General features: G+C 66.5%; 15 protein-coding genes. 8 read left to right on the top strand and 7 right to left on the bottom strand.

Going from position 1 to position 17,456, the window contains the following annotated elements; translation table 11 throughout:
- Position 1: 1 nt before the first annotated feature.
- From BG61_RS03800 to ltaE, 3 genes are all read left to right on the top strand, one after another.
- Positions 2 to 457 (top strand): hypothetical protein, encoded by a 456-nt coding sequence (locus tag BG61_RS03800; protein WP_035935152.1) that lies wholly within the window; start codon positions 2 to 4, stop codon positions 455 to 457.
- A 92-nt stretch (positions 458 to 549) separates the two neighbouring features.
- Positions 550 to 1,773 carry a hypothetical protein gene (locus BG61_RS03795; protein WP_035935149.1) on the top strand — a complete coding sequence of 408 codons (1,224 nt, stop codon included), beginning with the start codon at positions 550 to 552 and terminating at the stop codon, positions 1,771 to 1,773.
- 157 nt (positions 1,774 to 1,930) lie between these two features.
- Positions 1,931 to 2,941 carry a low-specificity L-threonine aldolase gene (ltaE, locus tag BG61_RS03790; RefSeq protein WP_035935146.1) on the top strand — a complete coding sequence of 337 codons (1,011 nt, stop codon included), beginning with the start codon at positions 1,931 to 1,933 and terminating at the stop codon, positions 2,939 to 2,941.
- Between the two features lie 47 nt (positions 2,942 to 2,988).
- Here ltaE and BG61_RS03785 read toward each other — a convergent pair whose 3' ends face one another.
- The 4 genes from BG61_RS03785 to BG61_RS03770 all read right to left on the bottom strand — a co-directional run bounded on the left by BG61_RS03785 (position 2,989) and on the right by BG61_RS03770 (position 8,046).
- Complete coding sequence (locus BG61_RS03785) at positions 2,989 to 3,819, bottom strand: sugar phosphate isomerase/epimerase family protein (RefSeq protein ID WP_035935144.1); 831 nt, start codon at positions 3,817 to 3,819, stop codon at positions 2,989 to 2,991.
- A gap of 25 nt (positions 3,820 to 3,844) precedes the next feature.
- Complete coding sequence (locus tag BG61_RS03780; RefSeq protein WP_035935141.1) at positions 3,845 to 4,456, bottom strand: NIPSNAP family protein; 612 nt, start codon at positions 4,454 to 4,456, stop codon at positions 3,845 to 3,847.
- Positions 4,453 to 6,207, bottom strand: a complete 1,755-nt coding sequence (locus BG61_RS03775) for an FAD-dependent oxidoreductase (RefSeq protein WP_035935453.1) — start codon at positions 6,205 to 6,207, stop codon at positions 4,453 to 4,455. Before BG61_RS03775 ends, BG61_RS03780 begins: the two co-directional genes overlap by 4 nt.
- A gap of 78 nt (positions 6,208 to 6,285) precedes the next feature.
- Positions 6,286 to 8,046 (bottom strand): FAD-dependent oxidoreductase, encoded by a 1,761-nt coding sequence (locus tag BG61_RS03770; RefSeq protein ID WP_035935136.1) that lies wholly within the window; start codon positions 8,044 to 8,046, stop codon positions 6,286 to 6,288.
- Between the two features lie 233 nt (positions 8,047 to 8,279).
- On the opposite strand from BG61_RS03770, the gene BG61_RS03765 reads away from it, so the two are divergent.
- Positions 8,280 to 9,110 carry a shikimate dehydrogenase family protein gene (locus tag BG61_RS03765; RefSeq protein ID WP_035935134.1) on the top strand — a complete coding sequence of 277 codons (831 nt, stop codon included), beginning with the start codon at positions 8,280 to 8,282 and terminating at the stop codon, positions 9,108 to 9,110.
- Positions 9,111 to 9,138: 28 nt separating this feature from the next.
- Here the strand turns inward: BG61_RS03765 and BG61_RS03760 are convergent, their stop codons facing one another.
- The 3 genes from BG61_RS03760 to BG61_RS03750 all read right to left on the bottom strand — a co-directional run bounded on the left by BG61_RS03760 (position 9,139) and on the right by BG61_RS03750 (position 13,210).
- Positions 9,139 to 10,485, bottom strand: a complete 1,347-nt coding sequence (locus BG61_RS03760) for an MFS transporter (protein WP_035935131.1) — start codon at positions 10,483 to 10,485, stop codon at positions 9,139 to 9,141.
- A gap of 64 nt (positions 10,486 to 10,549) precedes the next feature.
- Entirely contained in the window at positions 10,550 to 11,938 is a 1,389-nt protein-coding gene (locus BG61_RS03755; RefSeq protein WP_035935451.1) for an MFS transporter, read from the bottom strand.
- A gap of 180 nt (positions 11,939 to 12,118) precedes the next feature.
- A complete protein-coding gene (locus BG61_RS03750) occupies positions 12,119 to 13,210 on the bottom strand; it encodes a porin (RefSeq protein ID WP_051672243.1) in 1,092 nt (363 codons plus the stop codon).
- A 296-nt stretch (positions 13,211 to 13,506) separates the two neighbouring features.
- On the opposite strand from BG61_RS03750, the gene BG61_RS03745 reads away from it, so the two are divergent.
- The 4 genes from BG61_RS03745 to fahA all read left to right on the top strand — a co-directional run bounded on the left by BG61_RS03745 (position 13,507) and on the right by fahA (position 17,435).
- Positions 13,507 to 14,085, top strand: a complete 579-nt coding sequence (locus BG61_RS03745) for a UbiX family flavin prenyltransferase (protein ID WP_035935128.1) — start codon at positions 13,507 to 13,509, stop codon at positions 14,083 to 14,085.
- 267 nt (positions 14,086 to 14,352) lie between these two features.
- Complete coding sequence (locus BG61_RS03740; RefSeq protein WP_035935126.1) at positions 14,353 to 15,540, top strand: FAD-dependent monooxygenase; 1,188 nt, start codon at positions 14,353 to 14,355, stop codon at positions 15,538 to 15,540.
- A gap of 27 nt (positions 15,541 to 15,567) precedes the next feature.
- Positions 15,568 to 16,092, top strand: coding sequence for a VOC family protein (locus tag BG61_RS03735; RefSeq protein WP_035935124.1), 525 nt, complete (start codon positions 15,568 to 15,570; stop codon positions 16,090 to 16,092).
- Complete coding sequence (gene fahA, locus BG61_RS03730) at positions 16,089 to 17,435, top strand: fumarylacetoacetase (RefSeq protein ID WP_035935121.1); 1,347 nt, start codon at positions 16,089 to 16,091, stop codon at positions 17,433 to 17,435. The genes BG61_RS03735 and fahA overlap by 4 nt, the downstream gene beginning before the upstream one ends.
- Positions 17,436 to 17,456: the final 21 nt, after the last annotated feature.

Raw genomic sequence — 17,456 nt, 5'->3', positions numbered from 1 at the left:
AATGACTTTCCCGATCATCGATGTATCGAAGCAGACCGTCGAGCAATTCAAGGCGCAGAACAGTCATTGGCAGGCGGTGCGATACGTCGCGTGGTATCGGCTTGCGCGGCCGGTGCTGGTGCTCTCCATGTGGCTCCTCGCGGCGTACTACATGCGCTGGTGCCTCACCAACGCAAGCCCCGGCGAACTCTCCCTGGAGGCGCTGATGCCGAGCCTCCTCGGCATCGCGACCGTGGGCGGCGCGCTGATCCTCTGGACCATCGGGCGACAGGTGGATCAGGGCCGAAGCAATCGCGTGCGCGCCATGCCGATGATGGCCGAACCCCTCGCGCTCGAAGCGCCGCACGGCATCGCGCTCGATGTCGATGCGGGGCGGCGTCTCGTCGCCTATCACGATGACGACGGCCTGATCTCGCACGTCATCTCGGTGCCCGAAGCCGTACGGCAGGCGGCCTGAGCTTCGCCACCCTGGAGGAGACGCATCATGCAGAAAACCGCTGTCCGTTCGAGCGCCGCGATGCGCGAGCCACGCGAGACCGGAGCGTGCGCATGCGCATGACGTTCGCGATCCTGGCCATGGCGGCGGCGGTGGCGTGGGCCGGTGCTTCGCCGGTCCGCGCCGCCACTCCCGCGGACCCCGCGGATGCGGCGCGCACGCGCGTGCCGGCCGGCGACCTGCGCGCGTACATGCACGGCATCGGGGCCGCACAGCGCCCCGACGGCACCACGCAGGTGTTCTTCAGCAGCTCGGGCCTGCCGCCGCGCGGCGCGGGCCGCGATCGCAACTGGACGCACGACGTGTATGTCGCGCGCTGGTCGCCGTCGCAGCCGAAGCTCGGCACGCCGCGCGTCTTCATACGCCGTCCCGAGGCACAGGAACCGGTGTCGGTCGCGCAGAACGAAGCGGGCAACATCATGCTCTCGTTCGAGGACGGATGGAACACGCCGAACTCGGTGAGCCAGCGCTACGGCGTCTATACGCGCGCGTTGCAGCCGGTGCGCGCGTATCCGCAGGACGTGCGCTCCGGCGGCCATTCGGGGCACGTGGCCGCGGTGGGCAAGCGCTTCGTCGTGTTCTACTCGGACGACTGGATCGACGGCGGCGGTGTCGGCAACCTCGGCACCGGCAACGGCGTGTACGTGAAGACGTACGATTCGAACGGCAAGCTGCTGCAGTCGGTCGATGTCGCGCCGCGCGTGCGCGAATGGTGGCCGATGATCGCGGCATCCTCCTCGCGCGCTCTGCTCGTCTGGCAGCAATACGTCGACGGCGCGACGCATGCGCGGCTCAAGGCGGCCGTCTTCGATCCCGCGAGCGGCACGCTCGGGGAAGCGCGCGTGATCGCATCGCACCTGCAGTACTACACGTATTCGGCCGCGTACGTGCCGTCGATCGATCGCTTCATCGTGGTCGGCAGCGACGCGAACGGCACGGGCTTCGCGCAGCTGCTCGATCGGAACGGCGCGACCGTCGCGACGCTCGCCTGCATGCCGGCCTCCGTGCGTGAAGCCGGCATCGCGGTGATCGGCGAGCGCGCGTTCACGCCGTCGCAGGACGGGCGCCTGCTGCACCTCAAGCTGAGCGCGTCGTCGATCGGGCTGGCTGCCACGCAGCCGTCGCCTGTCGCGTGGACCTATGAGGGCAGTCTCGGGCTCGTGCGTTCGCCGACGCAGCTGCACTGGGTCGCGCTGAGTCCCGACGGTCTGCGCGAGGCCGACTTCGACCTGAACGCCGCGCAGGCGCCCACCGCACGCGACCGCTGCGAACCATAGCCGTTCACCGTCAGTCGCGCCGCGTCACGGCATTCCTTCCTGCGCGAAACAACGCGCCGCGTGGAAGTGGATATACTTCCCCGGATTCATCATCCGGGATGCCGCGCGGCGCGTTCGAGGCCCTGCGGCGCATCGACAATCCACGCAGGAAGCTCACATGATCGATTTACGCAGCGATACCGTCACCCGTCCGAGCCGCGCGATGCTCGCAGCGATGCTGGACGCCGAGACAGGCGACGACGTCTGGGGCGACGACCCGACCGTATTGCGCCTGCAGTCAACTGTCGCCGAGCGCGCCGGCAAGGAAGCGGGTCTCTTCTTTCCGAGCGGCACGCAGAGCAACCTCGCGGCGCTGATGGCGCATTGCGCGCGCGGCGACGAATACATCGTCGGACAGCTCGCGCACACCTACAAATACGAGGGCGGCGGCGCGGCGGTGCTCGGCAGCATCCAGCCGCAACCGCTCGAAAACGCCCCGGACGGCACGCTGCCGCTCGCGAAAATCGCCGCCGCGATCAAGCCGATCGACAACCACTTCGCCCGCACGCGGCTGCTTGCGCTGGAAAACACCATCGGCGGCAAGGTGCTGCCGGCGGGCTACGTCGACGAGGCAGTTCAGCTTGCGCGAAGCCGCGGCCTCGCCACGCATCTCGACGGCGCGCGTGTCTGCAACGCGGCCGTCGCCTCGGAAAAACCGATCGCCGCGCTGTGCGCGCCTTTCGATTCGATTTCGATCTGCTTCTCCAAGGGGCTCGGGGCACCGGTCGGCTCGGTGCTGGTCGGCAGCCAGGCGCTGATTGAAAGCGCGCACCGCTGGCGCAAGGTGCTGGGCGGGGGCATGCGGCAGTCGGGCGTGCTGGCCGCCGCATGCCTGTATGCGCTCGATCACAACGTCGAGCGTCTGGCGGAGGATCACGCGAACGCGGCGCACCTCGCGAACGGGCTCGCGCAGATCGAGCAGGTCAAGGTCGAGTCGCAGGCCACCAACATGGTGTTCGCGCAGTTTCCGCAAGCGCATTGCGCGCCGCTCGAAGCGTCGCTCAAGGAGCGCGGCATCCTCACGCAGATGCTCTATGCGTCGCGCTTCGTCACGCACCTCGACCTCACGCGCGCCGATATCGATACGTTCGTCTCGGCCGTGAAGCAGTATTTCGCGCAGCACGCGTGAGCCGCGCGTGAACCTGCTTCTCAACTGAGTCAACTGACTCAGCTGACTCAGAGCGCGTACGTTCGCTCCAGCACGGCGAGCGTCGCTTCACGAAGCCTGCGGGCGCGCTCGACCGCGCCCGCGGTCTTCGCCCATTCCTGCATCGGCACCTCGATGCTGATCGGCAGATCGTCGGGCAGCGCGCGCAGAATCCCTCCAAGATCGAGGCCGCCCTCGCCCGGAATCATCCGCTCGCAGCGCGCCTGATACAGCAGCGTGTCCAGATCTGCGGGACGTTCGGCGGGAGCGTCGCAGAACTGCACGTAGCCGAAGTATTCGCGCGGCAACGCGCGCAGTTCCTCCGTCGAAGAACGCGCCCGGTCGAAGTGGATCGGATCCACGATGAGGCCCGTATTCCTCCGCCCCGCCGCCTTCACGATGCGCGCGGCCTGCGTGATGTCCTTCGCGTCGGTCCAGGGCATCGGCTCGAGCGACGGCGTGAGCCCGAGCGGCGCGGCCAGATCGCACAGCTGCGCGAGACGCTCGGCCGTGCGTGCTTCGTCGGGGTCGTTGCCCGCGACGAGCACGTAGCGCGCGCCAAGTTCCGCCGCCGTTTCCAGCATCGGCGCGTACGCGGCCACATCGGTGTCCGGCTTCACGCGAAGAATCTCCGCGTCGAGCACGCGCACGCCGGTATCCCTCAGGCGCGCGAGCGTTTCGCGCCTCATCGGCGTATCGCCGACGATCTCGTGACGCACCTCGTGATCCGTCGCCGGCAAGAGCCGCAAGCCGACGAAGTCATAGCCCGCCTCGGCCGCGCACTCGACCATCTGCGGCGGCGAGAGTTCGAGCACTGTCAGCGCCGAAAGCGACAGCGCACGTGAATTCCGCTTGCCCATATCGTCTCCTTTTTTCCGGCCGCGTTCAGCGCAGCGGCGAGAACGGCGCGGGCACGCAGATCGTCGACTCCATCGTCGTCAGGTGGGCGGGGCCGCCCTTCGGCGGCCAGATGCCGTCCTTCACGGCTTCGGCGCGAATCCGCGAGCGTTCATCGACGCTCTTGTACGGCCAGATGTTCAGAAAGCGCGGCACGGTGCCGTCGAGCGAATACATCGCGCCGACGAGCGGCGAGCGCTTCGTACGCTCGGGAACCGCGTCCTTCCAGGCGTCGATCGTGTGCTGAAGGCTCGCGAGCTTCGTGCCGTAGACGCGCATCTCGTAGATGCCGCCGTATTCGGCCGGTTCGACCGGCGCAAGAAAGGGGAACAGCGAATAGCTCTCCACCTTGACATCGGTGACAAACTCGCCGCAGTGAAAGGGATTGCCTTCGAGCAGGAGGCGGCGCCGTTCACCAATCAGCGCAGCCTCCGATTCGAAGCCGCACAGCACCATCACCTTGCCGAGCGCGCCGATATCCGAGTACCAGCAGCCGAGCAGCTTCGCGCCGGACTGCTCGCCGTTCGCGGCGATGTTGTCGAAGACCTGCGCGTTCGCGCCGATCCTTACCGTGAGTGTCACTACGTCATACAGAGTCATTGCATTGTCCTTGCACGTTTGAATGAGGAGAAGTCGGCGGGCGGCTGCAGCCGGACCGGCTCCGCGAGCGCGAGGCCCGCGAGATAGCCGAAGGTCATCGCGGGGCCGAGCGTGATGCCGCCGCTCGGATAGCAGCCGCCCATCATGCTCGCGCTGTCGTTGCCCACCGCGTAGAGGCCGGGAATCGGCGCGCGGGTGTCGTCGAGCACGCGCGATTGCGCGTCGGTGGCGAGGCCCGCGAACGTGCCGAGGCTGCCCGGCACCAGCTTGACGGCGTAGAACGGTCCGTCGGCGAGCGGCGCGACGCACGGGTTCGGCTTGTGCCGGGCATCGCCCTGCACGCGGTTGTACGGGGTCGATCCTTTGTGAAACTGCGGATCGAAGCCATCTTTCGCATACGCGTTGTACGTTGTCACGGTATCGGCGAGGCCGCGCGAATCGATGCCGCATTGCGCGGCGAGCGCCTCGATCGTGTTCGCCCGCATCAGATAACCCGAGCGCCGGTACGGCCCGGTCGGGAACGGAAACGGCTTCGAAAAGCCGAGTCCGTAGCGGCGCTGAAAGCGATGATCGCAGACGAGCCACGCGCACACTTCCTCGCCTCGCGGCGTCGTGCCGATCAGCGCGCCCATGAAATCGTGATACGACGACGCCTCGTTCACGAAGCGCCTGCCCGCGCGCGTCACGGCGATCACGCCCGGCTTCGCGCGCTCGATCAGGTGAGGAAACGCGGCATCGGGCCTGCCCTTCTGTTTCGGCACGAGCGAGACCGGTGCCCACGCGGCCGGCGCTTCGAGCGAAGCGTCGAAATGCGCGCCGGCTGCTTCGCCCATGCGGATGCCGTCGCCGGTATTGGAAGCAGGCGCCGCCGACCAGTGTTCGCCGCCCGAGGGCGTGTAGGCGAAGGTGCTTGCGCGGCGCGCGACGTCGTGCGGATAGCCGCCGCAAGCGAGCACCACGCCGCGCGACGCGCGCACGATGTGCGGCACGCCTTCGATCTCCACGCGCGCACCGGTCACGCGCTGGCCGTCGCGCAGGATCTCGACCGCTTTCGCCCGCGTGCGCAGATCGACGCCGCGATCGGCCGCCGACTTGAGCAGGCGCGCAACCAGCGCATTGCCGTTCACGAGATGCATCGAGCGGCCGTAGCGCAGCGTGTGGGCCGCGAACGCGGCGAGACGCCGCGTGACATGCCACGCCGAGCGCAGCGAGCGCGTGGCGTTGTAGAAATGGGCGAGGTCCTGGCCCGAGCCGATCGCCATGCCCTTGATCGTCATCTCCGCAAGCGGCGGGCGCAGCTTGCCGAGCAGCGGACCGAGCTCGCGGCCGTCGAACGGCATCGCGCAGACCGAGCGCCCGCCGGTGGCCGCGCCGAGCGTCGTGTGAAAGTCGGGAACGCGGTTGCCGTCGATGAAACGCATCGACGTGTTGCGCTCGAAGAACTCGATCATCTCCGGGCCGCGTTCGAGCAGGGCATCGACCTTCCGGGCGTCGAACTGCGCGCCGAGTTCGTTGCGCAGATACGTGCGCGGCACATCGATGTCCTCGACGATGCCCGCGCGCACCGCGAGCGGATTGCGCGGAATCCACATCCAGCCGCCCGACCACGCGGTCGTGCCGCCGAACACGTCCTCCTTCTCCGCGACCATCACGCGCAAGCCGCGCGCGGCCGCCGTCACCGCGGTGGACAGTCCGCCCGCGCCGGAACCCAGCACCAGCACGTCACATTCGAGGATCGGTTCGAGCTTCATCTGCAATTCACCAGACGGTTCAAGGCTTGTGCGCATGCCGTGGCGTCCGCTTTGGTTGATCTTCATCGGCGCCATCGATCAGGCGTGTGCCGCGACGCCCGATTCGCGCCCGGGCGCCGCCGACGATGCCGCACGCACTGCCGCATGGCGCGCCGCCAGGTAGGCGAACGCGAGGCCGGGGCCGAGCGTGATGCCGGGGCCGGGATAGACGCCGCCCATCACCGACTGCATGTCGTTGCCGCATGCGTAGAGGCCAGCGATCGGCTGGTCGTCGCGGGCCAGCACGCGGGCGTGCTCGTCGGCGACGAGGCCCGTCGCCGCGCCGATGTCGCCCGGGTACAGGCGCACCGCGTAGAACGGCGCACGACCGATCGGCCCGAGGCACGGATTCTTGCCTGTCCATGCGGCATCGCCGTTGGCGCGCTGGTAGTCGGTCGTGCCGCGCCGGAAGTCCGGATCGACGCCGGTCGCGGCGTAGCGGTTCATGCGCGCGACGCTGTCGGCAAGGCCCGCGGCGTCGATGCCGAGCTTCGACGCGAGTTCTTCGAGCGTGGCGCCTTGCACGAGATAGCCGTCGGCGAGGAACGGAGCGAGTCCCTTGCCGCCCGGGCGCACCATGCCGAGGCCGTATTTGCGCAGGCCCTCCGCATCGGTCACGAGGTGGGCGGGCACCGAAGGCGTCTTGCGATGCGCCTCCTGCATCGCGATGCCGAACAGGTGATACGACGTGCTTTCGTTCAGGAAGCGCCGCCCCTCCTTGTCGACGACGATCATGCCCGGCTTGCCGCGGTCCATCAGAAAGTGCGGGAACACGGCGGTCGTGCCGTCCGCGCGCCTGCGCACCGAGACCGGAGCCCAGAACGCGTGGCTCAATGCGCCTTCGCCATAGCGTGCGCCGGCGGCGAGCGCCAGGTCCTGCGCATTGCCCGCATGCCCGGGCGCGCCGGGACACCACTGCGCATCGACGCCCGGCAGCATCACGCGGCGCCGCTCGGGATGCCGGTTGAATCCGCCGCTCGCGAGAATCACGCCGCCCGTCACCGCAATGCGCCTGCGCTCGCCGTTGCGGCTGAGCGTGATGCCGTCGATGCCATCGGCACCCTTGTGCATGGCCTCGAGCCTCGTGCCCACGAGCACCGTCACGTCGCGTGCGAGCAGCGAGTGCAGCAGTCGTCCGATCAATGCGTTGCCCATCACGAGGCGCGTGCCGCGCGGCCAGCTCATGCGGTCGCGTGCATGACGGGCCAGCAGCTTCACCGCATGGCGCAACGATGAAAACGACTTCGTCATCTTGAGCAGATGCCCGACATCGTCGCGATCGACCATCATGCCGCCCACGACCGTGAACTCGGGAATCGGCGGGCGGATCAGTGCGAAGTGCCTGCCGAGCTTGCGGCCGTCGAAGGGGAGCGGTTCGAGCGCGCGGCCTCGCAGCGTCGAGCCTTCGAGTTCGGACAGGTAGTCCGGATGAAACGGCCGGGCGCGGTACTTCACATCCGAATTCGCCTCGATATGCGCGACCGCCTTCGGGCCGGCCGCGAGAAACGCACGACGCATCGCGTCGCTGCTGCGCTCGCCCACCGCCCGTTGCAGGAACGCTCCGGCGTTTTCGGCGGTGTCGTCGCGATTGACGTCCGGCGCGTGCACCGAGCACGGAATCCATGTCGTGCCCGCCGAATAGGCCGTCGTGCCGCCGACATGGTCCGTGCTCTCCACGAGCAGCACGCGCGCGCCGTCGATGGCCGCGAAGAGCGCCGCCGACATGCCCGCCCCGCCCGCGCCGATCACGACGACATCGAATGATTCGTTCTGGGCGAAGCCCTCGAGTGTCTCCACCATCTCCAGCTCCTTTGTTCCGCTTCCAGCCCGGTGATGCAATCCGGATTTTCTGTGGAATATTCTTTGATGTTGGAATACTATTCCAGAAAATCGGAATTGCAAAGCCTTTCAAAAGGTAGGAAGAAACGCCGCACGGAGGCCGCGCACCGGCGCGGGCAGGAGAACAGGCGGGATAATCACTGGACCACGGGCCGGCACGGCGAACCCGAATCCATCACGGAGATGAAGACAGCATGAACCAGGGCACTTCTTTTTCCGCGTCCCTCGACGCGGGACTCAGCGGCGCGACGCGCCTCTATTTCATCGTCGGCGATCCGATTGCGCAGGTGCGCTCGCCAGCGGGCGTCACTGCGGCGTTGCGCGCGGCGGGCCGCGACGCAATCGTCGTGCCGGCGCACGTCGCGAGCGAGAATTTGCCTGCGTTCTTCGCAGGCGCTTCGCAGATGAAGAACGTCGACGGCATCATCGTGACCGTGCCGCACAAGTTCAGCGCGACCGAGTATTGCGCGAGCCTGACAGACGAGGCAGCGTTTCTCGGCACGGTGAACACGCTGCGCCGCCTGCCCGACGGGCGCTGGCACGGCGGCATGTTCGACGGCACCGGCTTCGTCAGCGCGCTGCTCGACGCGGGCGGGAAGCTTGCGGATCAGCGCGTGCTGCTGATCGGCGCGGGCGGCGCGGGATCGGCGATCGGCCATGCGCTCCTCGGCGCGGGTGTCGCGTCGCTCGACGTGCGCGATAACGACCGCGCGCGCACGCAGTCGCTCGTCGAGCGTCTGAACGGGTTGAAGCGGGGCGCCGTGAGTGCCGCGCGCGAGTCCGACGGACCCGAGACGTTCGACGTGATCGTGAACGCGTCGCCGGCCGGGATGCGCTCGGACGATCCGCTGCCCTTCGACGTGACGCGTCTGCCGGGCAGCACTTTCGTCGGCGATGTCGTGACGAAACCGCCGCTCACGCCGATGATCGAGGCGGCGCGCTCGCGCGGTTGCGGGACCGTGACGGGCACGCAGATGTTCGGCCGCGTGCGCGACCGGATCGTGGAGTTCCTGCTGGAAGTGTGAGCGCGAGGTTCAGCGCATCGGGCACGCGCTAGACCGTGCGCTGCACGCCGTCACGCGCGACCGATCGATGCGACACAGCGAGCAACGCCGCAAACGCGGTGATGAAGACGAACAGCAGCGCCACGTTCATGAACAGATCGCCGATGGGCAGATGCATGGCGAGCAGCACGCCGCCGAGCATCGAGCCCGCGATCGATCCGAACTTGCCCACGCCGATCGCCGTGCCGACGCCGAGCGAGCGCACGGGCGTCGGGTAGATGCTGCCCGCGAGCGCATAGAGCCCGAACTGCGTGCCGATCACGCACACGCCGCTCATGAATACGGCCGCCATGAGAACGGCCTGCGGCATCGCGTGCCCGAGCGACGCGGCAACCGGACACCCCAGCGCCGCGAGCACGCCGATGACCGTCATGCCATGCCTGTCTACCAGCCGGCTGAGCGCGAGCGCGCCGATCGTGCCGCCGACCGGAAACATCATCGCGACGAGTGCCGAACGCTCGGGCGCAAGCCCCGCGAGTCCGAACAGCATCGGCAGCCAGTTCTGCAGAAAATGCAGCGCGAGCGAATTGAGGATGAATACCGCCCACAGAAGCGGCGTGACATAGCGCAATCCCGAGCCGAACAGCGCGCGCGGGCTGGCTCGCGTGAGCGGCGCTTCGTCGTCGAGGACGAATCTCGTGCCTTGCGTGACGGGACGCGCGGGAAGCATCCGCTGAACGAGACGCACGATCTCGGCGTGACTCCGCTCTTTCAGCACGAGGAACCGGATCGACTCCGGCAGCGCGCGAAAGGACGCGAACGCGACCACCACGGCTGCCGCGCCGCCGATCAGGAAAATGATCTGCCAGCCAAACTGCGGCAGTAGCCACGAGGACACGGCCCCGCCCCCGCTCGCCCCCACGGAGAAGCCCGAGAACATCAGCGTGACCCATGTCGCGCGGCGCTGCCGCGGCGCGTATTCCGCGACGAGCGCCACGGTGTTCGGCACCACGCCGCCCATGCCGATGCCCGCGAGAAAGCGCAGCACGGTCATCTGTCCGATCGACGACGCCGCGGCGCAGGCCATGGTCAGCAAGCCGAAGGCGAGCGACCCGTAGATGATGGTCCGCTTGCGGCCCAGACGGTCGCCGACGAAGCCGAGCAGCAACGAGCCGACCAGCACGCCGAAGAGGCCCACGCCGAACACCGGCGCGAAGTCACCGGCTTTCGCATGCCATGCCTTGACGAGCGCCGGTGCCGCATAGGCGATCGCAATCTGGTCGTAGCCGTCGAGCAGCACGATCACGAAGCACCACGCCAGCAGCGCGAAAGCGAAGCGCCCGGACGTCTGATCCTGCACGACGCGGGATATGTTGCAGGTCTCTTCGTGTTGCATGCGCCTCCCCTTGTTATTCTTCTGCGCCTGGCGCACGAGACTGCCGCCATCCGCCGCGACGGACTCAGGACTGTTCGACCGCCTTGCTCATCGGCTGCGCGGTTGCGGCGCTTGCCGCGTGATCGCCGCCGAAGCGCGAGCGATACAGCAGCGCGAGCAGCGTCGAGAACACCGCGACGATGACGAACGGCACCGCCGCCGCGTAGAACAGCTGGTTGAAGGGCAGATGCATCGAAAGCAGCAGGCCGCCGATCATCGGTCCCGACACCGACCCGATCTTGCCGATGGAGATGGCGCTGCCCACGCCGGCCGAGCGGAACGACGTCGGATAGATCATGCCCGCCACCGCATAGAGTGCGTATTGCGCGCCCACCACGCAAAAGCCCGTGGCGAAAACGGCGATCGTCAGCCACGTCTCGGACATGCCCATGCCGAGCAGCGCGACGACCGGGCAGCCGATCGCCGGAAGCGAGATCACCGCGAGCACGCCGTGACGATCGACGAAGCGGCAGAGGATCAGCCCGCCCAGCACGCCGCCTACCGAGAACATCGCCGTGATGAGACTCGCGTGCTGGGGCGCGACGCCCACGCCTTCCATCAGGATCGGCAGCCAGTTCTGCAGGAAGTAGAGCGCCATCGAATTGGCGATGAAGACGATCCACAACAGCGGCGTGATGGCGCGCAGCCCGTCCGAGAAGATCAGCTTGAGCACGAACTGCTTTTTCTCCTCGCGTGCCTCGCCCGCGACGAAGCGCGCGCCTTCGGGAATATCCAGTTCGGGACGCAGCCGCCGCGCGAGCTTCTCCACCATCTTCGGGCTGCGCCTTCTCACGACGAGCAGTTTCGCCGACTCGGGCAGCGCGAAGACGAGGAGCACCGCGACCGCGATCGATCCCACGCCGCCAACCACGAACATGACGGGCCAGCCGAACCGGTGAATCAGCGCGGAGGACACGAGGCCGCCCGATCCGGCGCCGATCGAGAAGCCCGAGAACATCAGCGTGACCCACGTCGCGCGCAGCCGCCTGGGCGCATATTCGGCCACGAGCGCAACCGAGTTCGGAATCACGCCGCCCATGCCGAGTCCGGCGAGAAAACGCAGGATCATCAGGTCCTGAAGCGAGGTCGCCCATACTGAAGCGAAAGTGAGCGCGCCGAAGAACAGGCTGCCCCAGACGATTGCCTTCTTGCGGCCCAGCCGGTCGCCGAGATAGCCGAACAGAAACGATCCGACGAGCGTGCCGAACAGCCCGGCGCCGAACACCGGGCCAAAGCTGCCGCGATTGACATGCCATTCCTTGATGATCGCGGGCGCCGCGAACGAGACGGCCGTCTGGTCGTAGCCGTCCATGAGCATGATGAGGAAGCACCAGAACAGCAAGCCGACGGCGAAGCGTCCTATCTTCTGCTCTTCCACCAGTTGCGCGATGTTGAAAGTCCGGTCTTCTTGCATGTCGTCCATTTGCCTCGTTCTCTGATGCGTCCCGGCCGCTCCGGAACCCGGCCACTTTTGCCGCGCCGGCCCGACGGCCGGCAGTCAATATAAGTCGAGCGGCCTTGCAGCGGAATCAAAAAAAACCGAACAGGCCAGCACGAAATTCGAATAAAGCCCGCCGGATAAAGCCCGGCGCCGTCAGAACATATGGTTGATGCCGATGCGCGCCACGGTCTGGTTGCTCGAACTCGATGCCTGGTAGCCGAACTGCGCCGCTTTCGCGTTCGGACCCGAAGCGCGCTGAAGCCCCGCGCCCGCGTACACCTGCGTGCTCTTCGACAGGTAATAGGTCATGAACAGGTTGTACTGGTTGAAAGTCAGGTCTTCGAAGAGTGACCGGTTGTACGAAACGCCGAGCAGGCAGATCCGCTCCCCGCCGCTCAAATCGATGTTGACGCCCGCCTGATAGTTGCGCTCCGATTTCGCGCCGTTCTGGTTCGCGAGTTTCACGCTCGTGAAGGTCGCGTGCGGCGTGAACGCGCCGATCACGACCGACCCGCCCACGGCGATCGTGCTGTAGCGCGACGCGTTGAACATCGTGCCCGCGCGCAGCGGCTGGCCGAGCAGCGAAGACAGGCTGAACACGCCGAACACGTCGGCCGTGCGGTCGTGCGACATCGTGTAGGCGGCGCCGAACTTGAAGCGCCCCTGCTGATAGCGCGCGCCGATGCTGTACTGGCGTCCCGCGCTGAAGTCCCCCGCCTGCCCGCCGAAGCCGTTCATCACGCCCGCCTGGAAGCCGTAGAACACGGGCGTGTCGTACTTCACGGAGTTGTCCATCGCGTGCGTGTTGGCAAGGCCGTCGAGGTTGCCCACCGTATAAAACGACGAGATGCCCGGCACCGAGTTGTTGAGCGCGCCGACGTATTCGTAGACGTAGTCTGGAATATGCCCGGCGCTGATCGTGCCAAACGTGTCGTTCGTCAAGCCGATCTGCGCGTTGCGGTTGAAGAAGCTCTGCGGATTGATCTGCGCACCCGTGTTGGTGAGAAAGCCGTTCTCGAGGCGCACGACCACCTTGTTGCCGCCGCCCAGATCCTCGACGATCCGAAAGCCGAAGCGGTCCGGCGTGCGCTTGCCGGCCGATTCCTGGATGAGATGCCCACCGCGAGAGTTCGTCACGTAGTCCACGCCGACGTCGACGCTGCCGTACAGCGTCACGGATGACTGCGCGAACGCGGGGCAGCTCAGCACCGCGACGCTGCATCCGAAAAACAGGCTCTTTGTCAAAAGAGGTCTCCAATTCTTATTTAATCGCTCTTCCGCTCTGTGGCGGATGAAACTCGGCGCGAAATTCCGATCGCGGCATCGCAGACGTGAATTTTTGCGCTGCGCAGAGTGTAGCGAAGTCGATTCCGCATTTGAATCACGATTTATCGATCGACTTATCGAACAAACCGAATATTCGACCAAGGGTTTATACCACTCGGCCGCGCATGTTATTCGGGGTCTTTTAATTGCCATTGACATGCTAATATCCGCACCGTTTCAATGGCATGCCCATTCACCAACCCGGAGAAAACACAATGCAAGCAAGCACAGTTCCGCCGCGGCGGATGGTCGTCGGCGTGAGCGGTGCGTCGGGTGTCGTCTACGGCGTGCGGCTCCTGCAGTTGCTGCGGCAACTGGAGATCGAAACGCATCTCGTGATGAGCCGCTCGGCGCAGGTCACGCTCGCGCACGAGTCCGACTACAACGTCGCCGACGTGCGCGCGATGGCGAGCGTTGCCTACACAAACGCCGACATCGGCGCCGCGATCTCGAGCGGATCGTTCCCGGTGATGGGCATGATCGTCGCGCCGTGCTCGATCAAGACGCTCTCCGAAATCGCCACCGGCATCACGAGCGCCCTTCTGCCACGGGCCGCGGACGTGATGCTGAAGGAACGCCGGCGGCTCGTGCTGATGGTGCGCGAGACGCCGCTGCACCTCGGCCACATCCGCAGCATGGGCGCCGTCACCGAGGCGGGCGCGATCGTCTATCCGCCCGTGCCGGCCTTCTATGCGAACCCGGAGTCGATCGAGGACATGGTCGATCACACGCTCGGCCGGGTGCTGGACCTGTTCGGCATCGACACCGGCACGGTACGCCGCTGGGGCGTCTGAGTCCGGCGCGGCGGGCGCCGTACCACTCCTCCCGAAGGTCCCGTTCACGCCGGCCTGCCCTCGCGCGGGCATTCCCTTTCTTTCCCATCCGATTATCAAATTTCACTGATAACCCATTCACTTTAATTTGCTTCATTCGAGCAAACCATTGTTTTAAAGTGACTGCGTTTTGTATCGCGCCTGGCATTTATAGAATTTCCCGATTGATTGATAAATAAATGCTTTTAAAGCGGCGCACTTCATGAAAACAAGAGGTCGGACAGACGAATGAAAATCATCATTGCAGGAGCCGGTATTGGCGGATTGACGGCGGCGCTCGCGCTATTGAAAAAGGGATTCGACGTCACCGTGCTCGAACAGGCGCAGGCGCTGAGGGAAATCGGCGCGGGCGTGCAGCTGAGTCCGAACGCGACGCGCGTGCTGTACCGGCTCGGCGTCGGCGACCCGCTCGAAGGGCTCGCGTGCGAGCCGCTCGGCAAGCAGGTGCGGCTCTGGAACACGGGGCAGAGCTGGCGCCTCTTCGATCTCGGTGCCCAATCGCGTGAGCTCTACGGGTTTCCCTATTTCACGCTGCATCGGGCCGACCTTCATGCGGCGCTCGCCGATGGCGTGCGGGCCATGTCCGCCGACGCGATCAGGCTCGGCGAGAAGGTGGAGTCGATCCAGCAGGAAGCGGGCACGGTCGCCGTGCGCACGAGTTCGGGCACGACGTACGAGGCGGATCTGCTGATCGGAGCGGACGGCGTCCACTCCACGGTGAGGCGCGCGCTCTTCGGACCCGACGAGCCGGTCTTCTCGGGCGTGATGGCATGGCGCGGCGTGATCGATGCGACCCTCTTGCCCGAGCATCTGCGCACGCCCTATGGCGTGAACTGGGTCGGACCGGGCGCACACGTCATCCACTATCCGTTACGCGACAGCAAGCTGATCAATTTTGTCGGCGCTATTGAACGGGACGGCTGGCAGGTGGAGTCGTGGTCGGAGCGCGGCACGCTAGACGAGTGCCTGCACGACTTCGCGGGCTGGCATGAGGACGTGCGCACGCTCATCTCGGCCATCGACATTCCCTACAAGTGGGCGCTGATGGTGCGCGCGCCGATGACCGGCTGGACCCAGGGCAACGCGACGCTTCTCGGCGACGCTTGCCATCCCACACTGCCGTTCCTCGCGCAGGGTGCGGGCATGGCGATCGAAGACGGCTATCTGCTCGCGCGCTGCCTGGAACAGCACGGCGCCGACCTCGACCGCGCGCTGCGGCGCTATGGCGAACTGCGGCTCGAGCGCACGTCGCGCGTCGTGCAGGGATCGGCCGCCAACGCCACGCGCTTTCACAACCCGCAGCTCGCCCACGCGGAGGGCGCGGCAGCCTACGTCGATCGCGAATGGAGCGAGGAGCGCGTGAAGGAACGCTACAACTGGCTTTTCGAATACGACGTGGACGCCGTCGAGGTCTGACCGCATCCAACCATTCAGGAGACTCGCATGCCCGCCATTCCTCCCATTCTCGGCCTGCATCACTTCGCCTGGCGCTGCCGCAACGCCGAAGAGACGCGCCATTTCTACGAAGACCTGCTCGGCCTGCCGCTCGTGCATGTCATCCGTCTCGACCGCGTGCCGAGCACGGGCGAGCATTGTCCGTACGTGCATCTGTTCTTCGAGATGGCGGACGGCTCCAATATCGCGTTCTTCGATCTCGGCGACAATATCGCCGCCCTGCCCTCGCCCAATACGCCGCCGTGGGTGAACCACATCGCGCTTCGTCTTGCGACGCTCGACGAACTGGAACACATGAAGCGGCGCCTCGCCGAACATGGCGTCGACGTGCTCGGCACGACGGATCACCACTTCGTGCAGTCGATCTATTTCTTCGACCCGAACGGCATCCGGCTCGAACTGACGGTGCCGACCGCGCCCGAAGAGCAGCTGGCCGGATACAGAACGAACGCGCGCTCGACACTCGATGCGTGGACGAAGGAAACCTCGACTCCGGAGCCTGCCCGCGCATGATCGAACTGAATCCGACACATGACCCGGCGCGCCGCAGCTGGGTCGAATCGGCGAACCTGCCGGACAGCCACTTCCCGATTCAGAACCTGCCGTTCGGCGCGTTCGAACGCGGCGAGGAAGTGCGCACCGGTGTGGCGATCGGCGAACAGATCGTCGACCTGCATGCGCTCGCGCAGGCGCGGCTCGTGGAAGGCGACGCCGCCGTTGCATGCAACGCCGCGCTCGGCAGCACGCTCAACGAAGTCATGGCGCTCGAACCGCGTGTCATCTCCGCGCTTCGCCGCGCGCTCTCCGATCTGCTGAAGAGCGACGCACCCGGCGCGGGTCGGCTGCGCGAACTGGAGGCAGGCATCATGCCGCGCATGTCGGATGTCTCGATGCGGCTTGCCTGCGAGATCGGCGACTACACCGACTTCCTCACGTCGCTTCATCACACCGAGCGGCACGGCCGCTTCAAGGGGCTCGCCGATCCGCTGCCGGCCGCGTTCAAGTCGCTGCCGATCGCCTATCACGGGCGCGCGTCGTCGATCCGCGTGAGCGGCGGCGACGTCGTGCGCCCGCACGGCCAGTATCGCGACGCGAGCGGCAACGTCGCGTTCGGGCCGGCGCCGGCACTCGACTTCGAACTGGAACTCGCGGCCTTCATCGGACGCGGCAACGGCCTGACGCAGCCGATCCCCGTCGAGCGCGCGCTCGATCACGTGTTCGGCTACTGCCTGCTGAACGACTGGTCGGCAAAGAGCATTCAATGGTTCGAGCAGGTGCTCGGGCCGTTTCTCGGCAAGAGCTTTCACACGAGCGTGTCGCCGTGGATCATCACCGAAGAGGCGCTCGCGCCCTTTCGCATGGCGGCGCCCGCACGCGCCGAAGGCGATCCCGAGTTGCTGCCGCATCTGCACGGCGACGTGGATCGCAAGGCGGGCGGCCTTCGCATCGCGCTCGACGCACATCTGAGCACCGCTTCGCTGCGCGAGCGCGGCGATGCGCCCGTGCGGATCACGCATACGCATCTGAGCAACCTGTACTGGACCTTCGCGCAGATGATCGCGCACCACACGAGCAACGGCTGCAATCTGCGCACGGGCGACCTGCTCGGCAGCGGAACGATCTCCGGCGCCGACGACCTTTCGCGCGCATGCCTCACGGAGCTGACGAACGCGGGCCGTGATCCGCTCGCGCTGCCGGGCGGCGAAACGCGCGTCGCGCTCGAAGACGGCGACGAAATCATTCTCAGCGCTCGCGCGAGCGCACCGGAGGCGGTATCGATAGGCTTCGGCGAATGCCGCGGCCGCATCGCGCCCGCCGTGAAGCCCGGCGGCACTCACGGCCTGCGGAGAGCATGATGCGCGACAGCTTTCTGAAAG

It is taken from the genome of Caballeronia glathei, from assembly GCF_000698595.1.
In the GTDB taxonomy this organism is placed as follows: domain Bacteria; phylum Pseudomonadota; class Gammaproteobacteria; order Burkholderiales; family Burkholderiaceae; genus Caballeronia; species Caballeronia glathei.
The sequence above is the reverse complement of the archived record's forward strand: the minus strand, read 5'-3'. Positions and strand labels throughout refer to the sequence as shown.